The 15,826-nt window shown below is 69.7% G+C and carries 14 protein-coding genes; 5 read left to right on the top strand and 9 right to left on the bottom strand.

Going from position 1 to position 15,826, the window contains the following annotated elements; all coding sequences use genetic code 11:
* Positions 1–25: 25 nt before the first annotated feature.
* Positions 26–739: a GntR family transcriptional regulator gene (locus ACFW16_RS00855; RefSeq protein ID WP_380300890.1), complete on the top strand. Its 714-nt coding sequence runs from the start codon at positions 26–28 to the stop codon at positions 737–739.
* 22 nt (positions 740–761) lie between these two features.
* On the opposite strand, the gene ACFW16_RS00850 is transcribed toward ACFW16_RS00855, so the two are convergent.
* Genes ACFW16_RS00850 through ACFW16_RS00815 form a run of 8 tightly spaced genes read right to left on the bottom strand, consistent with a single transcriptional unit; the run spans position 762 to position 8,848 of the window.
* Complete coding sequence (locus tag ACFW16_RS00850) at positions 762–1,697, bottom strand: dihydrodipicolinate synthase family protein (protein ID WP_380300888.1); 936 nt, start codon at positions 1,695–1,697, stop codon at positions 762–764.
* Positions 1,694–2,662, bottom strand: coding sequence for an ABC transporter ATP-binding protein (locus tag ACFW16_RS00845; protein WP_380300886.1), 969 nt, complete (start codon positions 2,660–2,662; stop codon positions 1,694–1,696). The genes ACFW16_RS00850 and ACFW16_RS00845 overlap by 4 nt, the downstream gene beginning before the upstream one ends.
* Before the next feature lie 2 nt (positions 2,663–2,664).
* Entirely contained in the window at positions 2,665–3,681 is a 1,017-nt protein-coding gene (locus tag ACFW16_RS00840) for an ABC transporter ATP-binding protein (protein WP_380300884.1), read from the bottom strand.
* Positions 3,682–3,688: 7 nt separating this feature from the next.
* Positions 3,689–4,615 carry a dihydrodipicolinate synthase family protein gene (locus tag ACFW16_RS00835; protein WP_380300882.1) on the bottom strand — a complete coding sequence of 309 codons (927 nt, stop codon included), beginning with the start codon at positions 4,613–4,615 and terminating at the stop codon, positions 3,689–3,691.
* A 15-nt stretch (positions 4,616–4,630) separates the two neighbouring features.
* Entirely contained in the window at positions 4,631–5,515 is an 885-nt protein-coding gene (locus ACFW16_RS00830) for an ABC transporter permease (protein WP_380300880.1), read from the bottom strand.
* A 1-nt stretch (position 5,516) separates the two neighbouring features.
* Entirely contained in the window at positions 5,517–6,476 is a 960-nt protein-coding gene (locus ACFW16_RS00825) for an ABC transporter permease (protein ID WP_380300878.1), read from the bottom strand.
* A 60-nt stretch (positions 6,477–6,536) separates the two neighbouring features.
* Entirely contained in the window at positions 6,537–8,105 is a 1,569-nt protein-coding gene (locus ACFW16_RS00820) for an ABC transporter substrate-binding protein (RefSeq protein ID WP_380300876.1), read from the bottom strand.
* A 26-nt stretch (positions 8,106–8,131) separates the two neighbouring features.
* Entirely contained in the window at positions 8,132–8,848 is a 717-nt protein-coding gene (locus ACFW16_RS00815) for a FadR/GntR family transcriptional regulator (protein ID WP_380300874.1), read from the bottom strand.
* An 85-nt stretch (positions 8,849–8,933) separates the two neighbouring features.
* Between ACFW16_RS00815 and ACFW16_RS00810 the strand changes: the two genes are divergently transcribed.
* Both ACFW16_RS00810 and ACFW16_RS00805 read left to right on the top strand, forming a co-directional pair.
* Positions 8,934–9,902: a Gfo/Idh/MocA family protein gene (locus tag ACFW16_RS00810; protein WP_380300872.1), complete on the top strand. Its 969-nt coding sequence runs from the start codon at positions 8,934–8,936 to the stop codon at positions 9,900–9,902.
* The gene (locus ACFW16_RS00805; RefSeq protein ID WP_380300870.1) at positions 9,899–10,897 is read left to right on the top strand and encodes a Gfo/Idh/MocA family protein; all 999 of its coding nucleotides are present in this window, start codon (positions 9,899–9,901) and stop codon (positions 10,895–10,897) included. Before ACFW16_RS00810 ends, ACFW16_RS00805 begins: the two co-directional genes overlap by 4 nt.
* A 124-nt stretch (positions 10,898–11,021) precedes the next feature.
* Here ACFW16_RS00805 and ACFW16_RS00800 read toward each other — a convergent pair whose 3' ends face one another.
* On the bottom strand, positions 11,022–12,167 hold the full coding sequence (locus ACFW16_RS00800; protein ID WP_380300867.1) for an ROK family protein: 1,146 nt from the start codon (positions 12,165–12,167) through the stop codon (positions 11,022–11,024).
* A 356-nt stretch (positions 12,168–12,523) separates the two neighbouring features.
* Here ACFW16_RS00800 and ACFW16_RS00795 point away from each other — a divergent pair, with 356 nt between their 5' ends.
* Together ACFW16_RS00795 and ACFW16_RS00790 are read left to right on the top strand one after the other, a co-directional pair.
* Positions 12,524–13,837, top strand: coding sequence for an ABC transporter substrate-binding protein (locus ACFW16_RS00795; protein ID WP_380300865.1), 1,314 nt, complete (start codon positions 12,524–12,526; stop codon positions 13,835–13,837).
* A 70-nt stretch (positions 13,838–13,907) separates the two neighbouring features.
* Positions 13,908–15,812 carry an ABC transporter permease subunit gene (locus tag ACFW16_RS00790; RefSeq protein ID WP_380300863.1) on the top strand — a complete coding sequence of 635 codons (1,905 nt, stop codon included), beginning with the start codon at positions 13,908–13,910 and terminating at the stop codon, positions 15,810–15,812.
* The last annotated feature ends 14 nt before the right edge of the window (positions 15,813–15,826 follow it).

Below are 15,826 nucleotides of genomic sequence, written 5' to 3'. Positions count from 1 at the left end.
CAAGATTGGTCGAGGATCCTGGTCGATGTCAAGTCGTGTGCAGCAGAGCATGGAAAACACGCCCGAGCCGGCGGATTGGGTGCAGCCGATCGTCAGGGAGAACCTGAGCGAGCGGGCCTATGCCAGCCTGCGCGCGGCCCTGATGCGGGGCCAGCTGCGGCCGGGCGAGCGGCTGCTGCTGCGGCCGATGTCGCTGCGCTTCGGCATCAGCGCGACGCCGATGCGCGAGGCGCTGCTGCGCCTGGTCGGCGAGAAGGCGCTGACGCTCGGTGCCCGCAACACCGTGGTGGTGCCGACGCTGACCCTGGACCAATTGCAGGAGATCCGGGCCATTCGCGTCGATCTGGAGGGGCGGGCGGCCGCCACCGCCGCCACCGTCGCCTCAGCGGAGGAGATCGAGGCGCTCGCCGCGATCCACGCGCAGATCGCGGAATGCCATCTCTCGCGCAGCTTCGAGCGGGCGGTGGACCTCAACACCGAGTTCCATCTCACCTTCTGCCGGATGGCGCGCCTGCCGATCCTGTACGAGATCGTCGAGGGGCTGTGGGTGCGCTGCGGGCCGATCCTCTCGCATCTCTATGACGAGGGCCTGCCGGACTGGGAGCCGCACCCGCACCGCAGGCTGATCGGCGCGCTGCGCGAGCGCGACCCGGAGAAGGCGCGCGAGGCCAGCCGGGAGGATATCGAGCGCGGCGGCCAGGGGCTCCTGGTGCATGTCCGGGAGACCGCGGGCGGGTAGGGACCTCGCCCGCGTCCGCGGGTCATGGAGCAGGGAACAGCTCCGGCATCATCGACCGTGCGACCGGGCGGAGGCGCTGGGCCTCGGCGTCGTCGATCCAGCGATAGGGACGCCGCAGCCGCGTTCCGACCGGGCCCCAGCCGCCGATCGCCGCCAGCAGCTTGTCGAGCGCGGCGTTGGAATAGCCGTGCAGGCTGCGGAACGGCACGACATGCTGGTCCATGAAGCGGCAGATCCGGCGTTCCAGGTCGAGCGCGCCCTCGATGTCGCCCGCCATCCGGTCGGTCCAGGCCTGGGCGCCCGACGGGCTGAGGCAGGCGACGTTGGAGAAGGCGCCGGCGGCGACGCCGTGCTTCATGCCGGTCGCGAGGTGGTGGCCCGGGACGAACAGCGCGGTGCCGGACAGATGCTGCTTCGCCGCCGCGTACCAGGCGGCGTCGCCATCGGCGAGCTTGATGCCGGCCACCGCCGGTACGGCGCGCACCAGCCGGCCGAGCTCGTCCGGCGCCAGCACACGCTTGGCATGCGGCGGGTTGTAGAGGATCAGCGGCACCGGACCTGCGGCCTCCGCCATCAGTTCGAGGAAATCCAGGGCCTCCGGCTCGGTCACCGGCCACCAGTCCGGCAGCACCACCTGGATCGCTGCCGGGCCGAGGTCCCGCGCCAGCGTCACCCGTTCGCGCGCCAGGCTCGGGTCCGGCTGGCAGGCGCCGATGACGAAGGGCACGCCGGCGGCCCGGCATCTCTCGGCCAGCAGCGCCTGGATCGCGGCATATTCGCGTTCGGTCTGGTTGTGCAGCTCGCCGGCCGTGCCGTTGGAGTAGATGCCGTCGACCCGCGCCGCGACCAGCAGGTCGATCTCCTCGGCCAGCCGGCCGAAATCGATGTTCTCATCCGCCGCGATCGGCAGCAGCAGCGTCGCCCAGTTGCCGCGCAGCACGTCATTCCTCCCGCTCATCGGCTGACATCCTGGCGGATGCAGGCTTTGAAATGGCCAGGCTCGACCTCCTCCAGCTTCGGCACCTCGCGGGCGCAGGCCTCGACCGCGTGCGGGCAGCGGGTGCGAAAGACGCAGCCGGACGGCGGATTGGCCGGGCTCGGGATGTCGCCCTTCAGGATCTGGCGCTGGCGCGGCCGGTCGGGGTCCGGCTCCGGGATCGCCGACAGCAGCGCCCTGGTGTAGGGGTGCTTCGGCGCGGCGTAGAGGCGCTCGCTCGGCGCGATCTCCATGATCCGGCCGAGATACAGCACGATCACCCGGTCGCAGATGTACTCCACCACCGCGAGGTCGTGGGAGATGAACAGCATGGTCAGGCCGAGGCGCAGTTGCAGGTCGCGCAGCAGGTTGACGATCTGCGCCTGGACCGAGACGTCGAGCGCCGAGACCGGCTCGTCCGCCACCAGGAACTCCGGCTCCAGCGCCAGGGCCCGGGCGATGCCGATGCGCTGGCGCTGGCCGCCGGAGAACTCATGGGCGTAGCGGTCGACCGCGTCGGCCGGCAGCTCCACCGCCTCCAGCGCCGCCCGCGCCCTGGCCAGCCGCTCGCGGCCGGTGCCGATGCGCTGGATCGCCAGGCCCTCGGTCAGGATCTCGCCGATCGTCATGCGCGGCGACAGGCTGGCGAAGGGGTCCTGGAAGATGTACTGCATCCGTCGCCGCTGCCGGCGCATGGCGCCGCCGGACAGCTTTGTCAAATCCTGGCCGTCGAACACCACCTCGCCGGCGGTCGGCTCGATCAGCCGCAGCACCGACCGGCCGATCGTGGTCTTGCCCGAGCCGGATTCGCCGACCAGCCCGACCACCTCGCCGCGGCCGACGTCGAAATGGATGTCGTCGAGCGCACGCACCAGCGGGCCGCGGCCGAAGGCGCCGGGACCGAAATGCTTGGCCAGGCCGCGCACGGCGAGAAGCGGATCGGCCATGGTCAAAGCTCCTGCCAGCGGATGCAGCGGCTGGTGTGGCCGGGGCCGACCTCGGCCGGCGCGGGTACCGCCGCACGGCAGGCCTCGACCACATGTGGGCAGCGGGTGGCGAAGGCGCAGCCGGGCGGCATGGCGGCCAGGCTGGGCACCGTGCCGGGGATGGTGGCCAGCTTCTCTCCCGCCGCCTTCAGCCGCGTCGCCTCGCCCAGCTTCGGCACCGAGGCCAGCAGGCCGATGGTGTAGGGGTGGCGCGGGTGGCGGAACACCTCGCGCACCGGCCCGGTCTCGACGATCCGGCCGGCATACATCACCGCCACGCGGTGGGCGATCTCCGCCACCACGCCGAGATTGTGGGTCACGAACAGCACCCCCATGCCGCGCTGGTCCTGCAGCCGGCGCAGCAGGTCGAGGATCTGCGCCTGGATGGTGACGTCGAGCGCGGTGGTCGGCTCGTCGGCCAGCAGCAGCGTCGGGTCGCAGGCCAGCGCCATGGCGATGGTGGCGCGCTGGCGCATGCCGCCCGACAGCTCGTGCGGATACTGCCCGGCCCGGCGCTTCGGGTCGGGGATGCCGACGCTGTCGAGCAGGTCGACCGCCGCGGCCCAGGCCGATTTGCGGTCGCGGCCGAGATGGATGCGGACCGGTTCCGCGATCTGGTCGCCGATGGTGTAGACCGGGTTCAGGCTGGTCATCGGCTCCTGGAACACCATGCCGATGTCGTTGCCCCGGATCCGGCGCCGAGCCTCGCCGTCCAGCGTCGCCAAATCCCTGCCCTGCCCGTCCTTGCCGCGGAACTGGATCGACCCCGCGGCCACCCTACCGGCCTTGGCCGGCAGCAGCCCCATGATGGAGAGGCTCGTCACCGACTTGCCGGAGCCGGACTCGCCGACCAGCGCGACGGTCTCCGCCGCGCCGATGGCGAGGTCGAGATCCGCCACCGCGGTCACCTCGCGCCCGCGGATGCGGAACACGGTCCGCAGCCCATGGACGTCGAGGATGGGGTGCTGAGCCTCTACCATAGGATCCTCAGGCCAGCAGGCCGGTCGCCTGCAGGATCGCCTCGACCTTGGCGGCCTCGGCGTCGTTCAGCGCCCGCTGCGGCCGGGCCATGACGTTGGTCTCGATGATGCCGAGCCGACGCATCGCGGTCTTGAAGCCGCCGACGCCGGCCGACCCGGCGCTGGTGCGCGGCAGGCTGACCCAGACGATCTCGAACAGGCGGCACAGCCGCTCCTGCTCCACCCGCGCCGCCGCCCAGTCGCCCTTGCGGCACAGGTCGTAGAGGCGGACATAGCCATGCGGGTCGACATTGGCGAGGCCGGGCACGATGCCGTGCGCGCCGGCGGCGAGGGCGGAGTCGCACACGATCTCCGACCCCGTCATCATCGCGATCTCCGGCCTGTCGGCCAGGTCCAGCAGGGCGAAGCGGAAATTGCCGTCGTCGCCGCTGGAATCCTTCAGCCCGGCGATGGTGCCCTCGCGCGCCAGCGTCACCACGCTCGCGCGGTCCAGCTTGACGTGGACGCAGACCGGGATGTCGTAGGCGATGACCGGGACGTCGATGCCCTCGCGAATGTAGCGGAAATGGTCGACCACCTCCGGCGCGCTGGTGCGGGCGTAGAACGGCGCCGTCACCACCACGGCATCGACGCCGATCGACTGCGCCACCCTGGCATGGCCGATGACGCGGTCGGTGGTCGGGTCGATCACCCCGGCCAGCACGGGCACGCGGCCGTTGGCGACCTTGACCGCATGCTCCAGGATCTTCCGCCGCGTCGCCTCGTCATGGAACACCACCTCGCTGGTGGAGCCGAGCACGAACAGGCCGTGCACGCCGCCGTCGATCAGGTGCTCGAGCACGCGGGTGAAGGACGGGTAGTCGACCTGGAAATCCGCGGTCAGAGGGGTGACGACGGGCGGGACGACGCCCTGGAAGGCTGGGGCTGATGCCATGACGGGTCTTTTCGGTCAGTTGAGTTCGGAACGGGGGTCGAAGGCGTCGCGCAGGCCGTCGCCGACGAAGTTGATGGCCAGCACGGTGATCACCAGGGCGGCGCCCGGGAACAGCCATTGCCAGGGGTACTGCTCCAGCACCACGGTGCTGCGGGCGGCGTTCAGCATGTTGCCCCAGCTCGCCTCCGGCGGCGGCACGCCGAGGCCGAGGAAGGACAGGCCGGCCTCGAGCAGGATGGCGGCGGCGATCTGCAGCGTGGCGTAGACCACCAGAATGTCGATCGAGTTCGGCAGGCCATGGCGCCACAGCAGATGGCCGAGGCCGGCGCCCATGCCGCGCGACGCCACCACGAAATCGCGCTCGCGCAGCTCCATCAGCCGGGCCCGCACCATGCGCGCCAGCACCGGCCAGGACAGCAGCGAGATGACGATGATGGTCGGCACGATGCCGGCGCCGGTGATCGACGCCAAGACGAGGAGCGAGATCACCGGCGGCAGGGTCATGGCGAGGTCGACGAAGCGCATGATCGCGGCGTCGGTGAAGCGCCCGGCCATGGCCGAGACCGAGCCGACCAGGAAGCCGATCACCACCGAGATCGCGACCGAGACCACGGCGACCAGCAGCGAGATCCGCCCGCCCTGCAGCACGCGGGCCAGGATGTCGCGGCCGACCCCGTCGGTGCCGAGCCAATGCGCGGCGCTGGGTCCCTTGTTGAGGGCCAAGAGGTCGATGTCGTTCGGCTTGTGGCCGAGGATCAGCGGGTAGCAGACGATCAGCACCAGCATCGGCACCAGGATGGCGATGCCGGCCAGCGCCGCGCCGTTGGCGGCGAAGCGGCGGAAGGCGCGGGCCAGCGGGCCGTTGCCGCCGCGGGAGCGGGAGGTTTCCACGACCGCCATGTCAGGCCACCTGGATCCGCGGGTCGATCGCCGCATAGGCGATGTCGGTCAGCAGGTTGGCGAGGATCACGCAGGCGCCGACCACCAGCGTCGCGCCCATGATCACCGGATAGTCCCGGGTCTCCACCGCGTTGACCAGCAGCAGGCCCATGCCCGGCCAGTTGAAGACGCTCTCGAGGAAGATCGCGCCGCCGACCGCGATGCCGATGGTCGACCCGATCAGGGTGACGACCGGCAGCAGCGCGTTGCGCAGCGCGTGCTTCACCACCACCCAGAATTCCTTGACGCCCTTGGCGCGGGCCGAGCGGACATAGTCCTGGTTCAGCACCTCCAAGAGCGAGGCGCGCATGTAGCGCATGATCAGCGCGGCGTGGCCGATTGACAGCAGCAGCGCCGGCAGGATCAGGTGGCTGACCAGGTCGCCCAGCGAGAATTGCGCGCCGGGGGTCAGCATGCCGCCGGAGGGCGCCCAGCGCAGCAGCACGGAGAAGACGTAGAGGCCGACCAGCGCGGTCAGGAAGGCCGGGCTGGAGATGCCGAGGAAGGCGGCGACCGACAGGCCGAGATCGGTCGCCGAGTTGCGGCGGACGGCGCCGATGATGCCGGCGCCGACGCCGACCACGATGGCGATCGCCAGCCCCGTCCCCATCAGCAGCAGGGTCGGGCCGATCCGTTGCGCCACCAGCCCCAGCACGGTCTCGCCGTTGCGCTGCAGCGAGAAGCCGAGATCGCCGCGCAGCGCCCCGCCCAGCCAGGCCAGGTACTGCACCGGCAGCGGCTGGTCGAGGCCGAGACGGGTGCGCACCGCGGCCATCTCCTCCTGCGACATCGCCACATTCGGGTTGATGTAGGCGTCGATCGGGTCGCCGGGCGCGAGCCGGAGCAGGATGAAGATCAGCAGGCTGAGGGCGATCAGCATGCCGACCCCGACCGCGAGGCGACGAAGGCAGTAGTTCAGCATGTCATGTCCTGGCGGGACGGCGCGACCCGGCCGGCCGCGCCGTCCCGCCCATGGAGGGAGTCAGTTGCCGATCGCCCATTTCTCAGGATGGGCGGCGAAGGGGCCGCCGGCCGGGGCCGGGGTCCAGACGAAGTCCTTCAGCTTGGCTGAGGCGACGCCGTAGCGCTTGGCCACCCACATGGTCGCCCAGGGCAGGTTGGCGTTCATCGCCTTGCACACGGCCTGATAGCGCTCGGCCCGCTTGGCGTCGTCGGTCTCGTTCATGGCGGCGTCGAAGGCGCCGGTGACCTCCGGCATGCGGATGCGCAGGAAGTTGGCGCCGGCCGGCGGGATCTGCTTCTCGTTCAGGCCGATGTTGATGGCGCTCGGGTCCGGGCCGTTCTGCAGCCCGGCATAGACCAGCGGGAACTGCGACCAGTCGGGGTTCTGGGCGTAGATGGTGGCGTTGTAGGTCGGCGTGTCGACCGCCCGCGGCACCACGTTGATGCCGACCTGCGCCAGCATCGCCTGCACCGCGGCCAAGACGTTCGAGGCCAGCGGGTTGTTGTAGTAGGTCAGCAGCGGGATCGGCTTGCTGCCGTTGATCTGGTCCCAGCCGGCCTCGGCCAGCAGCTGCTTCGCCTTCTCCGGATCATAGGCGTAGCCGTCGATGCCCGGGGGCAGCAGATGGTCGGCGACATAGCCGCAATTGGCGATCTCGGCGGCGCCCTTGTACAGGCTCTGGACGATCGCATCGCGGTTGATGGCATGCATCACCGCCTGGCGGACGCGCACGTCCTTCCACAGCGGCACCTCCTGGTTGAAGCCCAGGTAGTTGACGACGAAGGAGTTGCCCTCGATCACCTTGAAGGCGTCGTTGCCCTGGAAGGTCGCGACGTCGTCGGCCTCGACATAGCTGAAGGCGATCTCGCCGGAGCGCAGCGCCGCCACCGCCGCCGCGGTGTTGGCGAAATAGCGGTTGATGATCCGGTCGGTCACCGGCTTGCCGCCGCGGTAGTCCGGGTTGGCCGCCAGCTCGACATACTGGTCCGTCACGTAGCGCGAGAACTTGTAGGGGCCGGTGCCGATCGGCGATTTCGACCACCATTCATGCTTGGCCAGCGAGGCCGACGGGATGTCCTTCAGCGCGTGCTGCGGCAGCATCATCAGCTGGGTCAGTGTCGCCAGCAGGCCGGCATTCGGCGCCGACAGCTTCAGCACCGCGGTCTTCGCGTCCGGCGTCTCGACCGAGGCGATGGCGCCGAGGCGGGCGGTGAAGACCGTGCCGGTGGCGCCGTTCTTCGCGGTGTCGATGGTGAACTTGACGTCGGCCGAGGTGAAGGGCTGGCCGTCATGCCATTTCGCGTCGGCCAGCTTGAAGGTGTATTGCAGCTTGCCGGCGCTGACCTCGTAGCTCGACGCCAGGTCGCCGACGATGCTCTCCAGCTTGTCGTCGTAGATCACCAGCGGCTCGAAATAGAGGCTGAGCCAGGTGAAGCCGCCGGTCGCGGCCAGCGGGTTGAAGTTGCCCTGGAAGCCGCCCGGTCCGACATCGAACCCGCCGGTGATCGTCGACGGCTCCTGCCCCACGGCGGGTGCGCCCGGCGCCCAAGCCATGGCAACGGCAAGCGCCAGCGCGGATGCCAGCATCCCGAATCTCATCATGTCCTCCCCTTTCAGTTTTCTGCTTTCGCGCCCTTCCGGGTCGCGAGGAGACGGGCGATCCCGTCATAGTGCTGGTCGAGCCGGCTGCGGGCCGCGGCCCCGTCGCGCGCCTCGATCGCGGCCCAGATTTCCTGGTGGTCCCGCCAGGTCGACATCGGGTCGGCATTGGCCAGGTTCACGAAGTCGGACGCCTTGTAGAAGGCCATCCAGAAGACATCGATCAGGCTGGTCAGCATGCGGTTGTTCTGGCAGCGGAACAGCAGGTTGTGGAACTGCTGGTCCTCCTCGGCGAAGCTCTCGTTCCGTTCGGCCCGGCGGCGCATTCGCTCCACCGTGTCCTTCAGCTCCGCCAAGTCCGCCTCGCCGATCAGCTCGATGGTCTTGCCGATCAGTCCGACCTCCAGCACGCGGCGGATCTCCAGCACCTCCTCGACCTCACGCAGCGCGCCGCCCAGGCCATAGGCCAGGTTGGCCAGCAGCGGCTCGAACGAGAATGCCTTGACGAACACGCCGATGCCGCGCCGCGTCTCCAGGATACCGAGCGATTCCAGTGCCTTGATCGCCTCACGCACGGAGTTGCGGCTGACCCCGAGCTGTTGCGCCAGGTCGTTCTCTGGCGGCAGCGGCGCACCGGGGCTGAGGGCGTTGTCGTCGATGTAGCTCTTCAGGCTCTCCTGCACCGAGACATGCAGCAGCGGCGGCCGGGCGAGCGGCTTGATCTCCTTCATCGTCGACATCCTCGGACCGGCATGGCTTGATGCTTGCCGACTTGTAGGATATCTGTCAAGGCCATAAGCCGAGAGGGAGGATGGGATGGCCCGGATGGCCTTGGCGGGCGTGGGGCATTGGCATGCGGGGATGCATCTGGAGGCCGCCCGGTCGGCCGGCGCGGAGGTGGTCGCCGCCTGGGATCCGGAGCCCGATGTCGCGGCCGGATTCGCCGCGGCGCACGGCGTTCCCCATCACCTCTCGGTCGCGGCCGTCATCGCCGCGAAGCCCGACCTGACCGTCGTCATGGGCCGGCCGGACCAGGTGCCGGCGCTGGCCCTGGCCTGCATCGAGGCGGGCCTGCCGATCGTGCTGGAGAAGCCGGCCGTGGTGTCGACCGCCGCCCTCGAACCCCTGGTGGAGGCGGCACTCGGCCTGTTCGTCGCCGTACCCCTGCCCAACCGTTGCGGCCCGATCTGGGCCGAGATCGAGGCACTGAAGGCCGCCGGCCGCCTCGGCCCGGTGTCGCATGCCCAGTTCCGGATCGTGAACGGCCCGCCGGAGCGCTACCGGCTGGACGGGGTGCCCTGGGTCCTGGACCCGGCGATCGGCGGCGGCGGGGCGCTGCGCAATCTCGGCATCCACGGCATCGACGCAGCGCTGGCCCTGGCCGGCGGTGCCGATCTCACCATCGTCTCGGCCGCGGTCGACCGGCGCCTCTACGGCGAGGCGGTCGAGGAATACGCGATCGTCACCCTGCGCGCGCCGGACGGCATGATCGCGACGGTCGAGGCCGGCTACACCTACGCCTCGATGGCGCCGGGCGGCGACTTCGAATGGCGGGTCTCGGCCCGCAATGCCACCCTCATCGACCGCGGTGATGCCTGCCGCGTCGCCACGCTCGATGACGGGCAGGTGCGCGACCTGGCGCCGATTCCGCCGGCGGACCGGTACAAGGCCTTCATGGCCGACACGCTGGACCGCCTGGCGCGCGGCACGGCACCATCGGTCGGCATCGGCGACTATCTCCAGGCCATGCGCCTGATCGACCGGGCTTACCAGGAGGTTGCATGATCGGCATCGGCATCATCGGCGCCGGTTTTTTCGGCGCGATCCATGCGCGGGCCATCGCCGCCGTGCCGGGCGCGCGGGTGGCGGCGGTCTGCCGCCAGGACATCGACGCGGCCCGGGCCTTCGCGCGGGAGCATGGCGGCAACGCCCACGCCCATTGGCAGGCGCTGCTGGACGACCCGGCGGTCGACACGGTGCTGATCGCCACGCCGCACCATCTCCACGCCGAGATGGCGATCGCCGCGGCGCAGGCCGGCAAGCACATCCTGCTCGAAAAGCCGATGGCGCCGACCGTCGCCGAATGCGACGCGATCAACGCCGCGGTGGCCGCGGCCGGAATCCATCTGATGGTCGGCCACGTCATGCATTTCGCGCTGCCCTGTCTCGCCGCCCGCGAGATCATCTCATCAGGCAGCATCGGCCGTCCGGTGCTCGGCAGCAGCTGGCTGATCAAGCTGTGGATGGAGGCGAACCGCCAGCCCTGGCACCTGTCGCCGAAGACCGGCGGCGGCATGCTGCTGACCGCGGGGATCCATGCGCTCGACCGGCTGGTCTGGCTGATGGACGGCCCGGTGGCTTCGGTCTCGGCCATGGCCGGCACCCATTTCCATGACCAGGAGGCCGACGACACGGCGCTGATGCTGCTGCGCTTCGCCGACGGCCGCATCGGCCAGGTGGCGAGCGTCGGCTATCGCGACGGCGGCGTCGGCTTCGCCATGGACCTGGTCTGCGAGGCCGGGACCCTGCGCCTCGATTTCGACCAGGGCGTCATGATCGGCCGGGACGGCGCCTGGACCCCGGTCGCGAGCTCGATCGAGCCGGACTGGATGCAGCGCGCAGTCGAGCGCGAATGGCGGGCGATGCTGGCCTTGGTCCAGGGCGATGCGGCGAACCCGGTGGATGGCGGCTATGCCCGGCACATCATCGCCTGCATCGAGGCGGCGAAGCAGGCGGAACAATCACGCCGCGAGGTCGCCGTCGCATCGGCAGGGGACTGAGGCGCCTGCATCTGCAGGCCGGCTGCAACGATAGCGCGAGTCGGTCCGTACTGCCGGCTCGAAGAAGCTCCGTTCGGGCAGCCCGATGTTCCGGGAGGGCATCGAGTCGGCCGGCCGCCCGATGCTACAGCTGGAACTGAAGCCGGCGTGACAGCACGATGCCCGCCGCCCCGCGCAGCGTGGCGAGGCCTCTCTGGTCGGTCAGGAGGACGCGGGGCTCGCTGCCGGGCCGCGGCGGCACCAGCAGGCCGACATGTGCCTCGATCGCGGCCCGCAGCCGTTCCCCGGCCTCGACCACCTCGCCATGCAGCACGAAGTGGTTGGGCGCCAGGGTCTGCTGCAGGTTGGCGATGCCGACCGCGATGTTGCGGGCGTAGAGGTCCAGCAGCCGCTCCGCCGCCTCGGAGCCTGTCTCGGCCAGCCCGGCCAGCAGGGCAGGGGTCATCTCCTCGGCCCCGGGCAGGCCGGCGGCCTGTGCCTGGCGGCGCAGCCAGCCGATGGTCGCCACCGTCTCCCAGCAGCCGCGGCGGCCGCAGGCGCAGACCTCGCCGTCGATCTGGACGAAGGTGTGGCCCAGCTCGCCGCCCGCGCCGGCCGGCCCGCTCTGCAGGTGCCCGTCCAGTTGCAGGGCGCCGCCGATCACGTCGGACAGGTACAGGACCGCGAAAGTGCGCAGGCTGCGGCCGATGCCGAACCAGCGGTCGGCCAGCAGCAGCGCCCGCGGGTGATGGTCGAGATAGACCGGCAGGCCCGTCTGCTCCTCAAGCGCCGCGCCGAGGCCGAGGCCGGACAGGACCGGCGCCAGGTTGACCTTGACGATGACGCCGCGGTCCGTGTCGATCATGCCGGTGGCGCCGACGCCGATGCCGAGCGGCGGCTGCCGGGCCGCCGACAGGGTGCGCGACAGGCTGGCGAGGATGGCCGCCATGGCCCTGGGATCCCCGGCCTCCGTGGGAAAATCCTCGCGTTCGACGGCCGTGATCTCGCCGGTCCAGGACACCAGCGCGGTTCGCACCGAGCCGTGCCGCAGGTCGACCGCCCCGATCTGCGGCGCATTGCGCGAGAACTGCAGCGGCCGGGCCGGCTTGCCGCCGGCGCCGCCCGAGGAGGCGGGCTCGCCCTCCACCAGGATGCCGTCGTCGATCAGCGGCTGGACGATGCCGGTGATGGTGGCGCGGTTGACGCCGATGTGGCGGGCCAGGCCGGCACGGCTGGTCGGGCCGAGGTCGAACAGCGACTGCAGCAGGCGGCCGCGGTTGAGGTCGCCCATCCTGGATGGGGACAGCAAGGACGGGGGCCTTGGTTTCACACCTTCGGCCGGCGCGCCCTGCGACGGCGGGGCGGCCTCGTCGGCGGCGCCGATCACCCGGCCTGACCTCTTTCCAGTCGGCATATCCTGCTCTTCCAAGGGCGCGGGCAGGGCCCGGCCTCCCGACAGTCTATCGGCGGCGGCGCGTGGTGCGGAACGATCCTCGCGCCGTCCTCCGTTTGCACGTTCTCTGGCACGGCTTCCGCGTTGACGGCAAGTTTGTTTGGAGCTAGAACAAACATACCAATGAAGCGAGCCCGTACCGGCGATGAGCCACGCTGGATGGAGGCAAGCCCGAAAAATCACAGGAGAGGCGAATGGATAAGGATCTGCTGGGTCGTTATCTGATGTCCCGCCGTCGTCTGCTGCAGGGCGCCGCCCTGGGGTCGGGCGCCGCCTTGACGGGGCTCGGCGGCCGATTTGCCCACGCCGCGCCGGCGACACCCCTGAGTTTTATCGGCTGGCAGTTCCAGCCGCAGATCGTTGAAGAGAACGTCAACACCTTCAAGTCGCTGTACGATGAGAACGTCAATTACGAGCTGGTGACCGGCGACTACCACCCGGTGGTCGAGACCAAGCTGACCGGCGGCCAGCGCATCGACATGCTGTATGCCGAGGAGGACCACATCGCCCGCTGGTGCACGGCGGAGTGGACCCGCGACCTCGAGGGGCTGGACGGTGTCGACGAGATGAAGGCCGGGATGTTTCCGGTCAGCGTCAAGTCGATGTCGCTGCCGAACGGCAAGCTGGGCGGGCTGCCCTATTACGCCGGGCACAACGCCTTCATCTACAATGAGGAGCATCTGCAGAAGGCCGGCCTGGCGGTGCCGGACAGCTGGGATTCGCTGCTCGACGCCTGCCGCAAGCTGAAGAAGGACGGCGTCTCGGACGCGCCCTACAACAGCGCCTGGGGCCAGAAATGGCCGGAGCTGTCGTGGAGCATTTTCTCCTGCTGGTACGCCGAAGGCGCGCCCGTCTTCGATGAGAAGAGCGACTTCGTCGACGACGCCGCCCTGCGCAAGGTGCTGGAGACGCACCAGGCCCTGTATAAGGAGCAGCTGGTGGCGGCCGACATCATGACGCTGCCGAATGAGGGCGTGCCCAGCTACGCCACCGGCCGCCACACCTTCATGGTGCTGCACGACTACGACCAGAAGGTCGCCAACGATCCGAAGCTCTCGAAGGCGGCCGGCAAGGTCAAGAACGCCCTGATGCCGGGCAAGACCAAATCGACCTTCGCCTGGACCGCCGTCTACATGATGGGGGCGCAGCCGACCGACGTCGAACGGACCTGGAACCTGCTGCGCTTCTTCGGCGGCAAGTCCAAGGACGGCCAGTACCATGTGATCAAGCGCTGGGCGCTCGAATTCGGCCTCGGCTCCGCCTACAAGGAGGTGATGGCGGATCCGGAAGTCGTCGCCAGCTTCGGCAAGTGGCGCGACCTCGCCGTCACCAACAAGCAGCTCGAGCTCGCCACCTCCCGCGACATCGCCAAGCAGATCTGGTTCCCGGAATGGGACCTGTTCATGATGCAGCGGGTGCAGGAATACATCCGCGGCAGCATGTCGACCGACCAGATCGTCGACGAACTCGGCAAGAAGGTGGCCGAGTTGAAGCAGCAGTACCAGTAGCCAGCCGGAACGGCGGTCGCGGCCCTGCCGCGATCGTCCTTCGCGAGCCATTCGTCGGAGGGGCGGCCCGGTGACGATCACCATTCCGCAAGCAGCTGCCATCACCCGCCCGCGCCGCCGCATCGGCCGGATCCCGGGCTTCGCCTATGGCGCGGTGGCGCCGACCCTGGCGATCGTGATCGCCGTCGTCGGCCTGCCGCTGGCCTACAGCCTGTATCTCAGCCTTCACCGCACCAACCCGATCACCAAACGCTGGATCTTCGTCGGGCTCGACAACTATGCCGGCATGCTCGGCAACGCCGAGTTCTGGGCCGCGCTGGGCCGGACCGGGTATTTCGCCGGTTTCTCGGTGATCGGCACCACCGTGATCGGCATGGCCATGGCGCTGGTCCTGAACGAGCGCTTCGCCGGGCGCGGCTTCCTGCGCAGCGTCATGCTGGTGCCCTGGGCCATGGCGCCGGTCTCGGTCGGCGTGCTCTGGTCCTTCGTCTATGCCGGCGATTACGGCGCGCTGAACGGGCTGCTCAACGATCTCGGCCTCGGCTTCCTGGCCATGCCCTGGCTCGGCGACGGCTTCCGCGCGCTCAACCTGGTCGCCCTGACCCAGGTCTGGAACCAGGCACCGCTGACGGCCCTGCTGCTGCTGGCCGGGCTGCAGTCGATGCCGGGGAACCTGCACCGGGCGGCGATGCTGGACGGCGCCGGGCCGGTCGCCCGCTTCTTCGCCATCACGCTGCCCTGGCTGAAGCCGAACCTGCTGTTCATCGCCATCATCGCCACGATCAACTCGCTGATGGCCTTCGACATCCTGTGGATCATGACCCGCGGGGGCCCGGGCGCCGCCACCACGGTTTTCGCCTGGCTCGGCTATCTCTATTCCTTCCAGTTCCTGAAGTTCGGGGAAGGGGCGGCGATCCTGTACGGCCTCACCATCCTCAGCTTCGTCCTGGCGATCCTCTATTTCCTGGTGCTCGGGCCGCGGCAGAGCCGGGTGGCCAAGGCCTTCAACAGCATCGTCCCGGACAGCGGCCGGGTCGGTGCCGGCCGGAGCCACGCCATGGTGACGCTGCCGCGCTACCGGCCGCGGGCGCGGCTACCCCGACCGGTCGAGGCCGCGCTGGCCCGCTTCGGTTTCACCGTCGCCGCGTTGCTGATCTTCCTGTGGTCGGCGCTGCCGGTGATCGCCCTGGTGCTGATGAGCATCACCCCGGCCTCGGACCTGATCCGGACGCCGCCCACCATGGTGCCCAGCGGCTTCACGTTGCAGAACTTCACCGCGGTGCTGGCGCCGGAGCTGGCGGCCGGCAACGAGACCAGCGTCCAGGCCAAGCGGGTGCCGCTGTCGCTGCTGAACAGCTTCATCGTCGGCGTGGTGGTGGTGACGATCAGCGTCGCCCTGGGCACGCTGGCCGGCTACGCCTTCGCCCGACACGGCAAGGCCCGGTTCTTCCGGATCAGCCTGTGGGGCCTGCTGCTGACCCGGATGACCCCGGCGCTGACGCTGGTGCTACCCTTCTTCGTGATCTTCCGAACGCTTGGGCTGATCGACACCCGCACCGGGCTGGTGATCGCCTACAGCAGCATCCTGCTGCCGCTCAGCGCCTGGATGATGAAGAGCTATTTCGAGGGCATCCCCGTCAGCCTGGACCGGGCGGCGCTGATCGACGGCTGCTCGCGGCTGAAGATGCTGTGGAAGATCCTGCTGCCAGTCGCCCGGCCGGGCATCATCGCCGCCGCGATCTTCTGCTTCCTGGTCAGCTGGAACGAGTTCCTGTTCGCGCTGATCCTGACCTCGACGCCGAAGGCGCAAACCATCCCGGTGGTGCTGTCCGGCTTCCTCAGCCAGGCGCGCTTCTACGAATACGGGCCGATGTTCGCCGCCAGCGTGCTGTCGATCGCGCCGCCGGTGCTCGTCGCCTTCCTGTTCCAACGCTACCTCGTCCAGGGCGCGCTCTCCGGCGCCGTCAAGGGCTGAGCCGGGAGGCCCGC

This window comes from Inquilinus sp. NPDC058860, assembly GCF_042743185.1.
Taxonomy (GTDB): Bacteria; Pseudomonadota; Alphaproteobacteria; order DSM-16000; family Inquilinaceae; genus Inquilinus.
The sequence above is the reverse complement of the archived record's forward strand: the minus strand, read 5'-3'. Positions and strand labels throughout refer to the sequence as shown.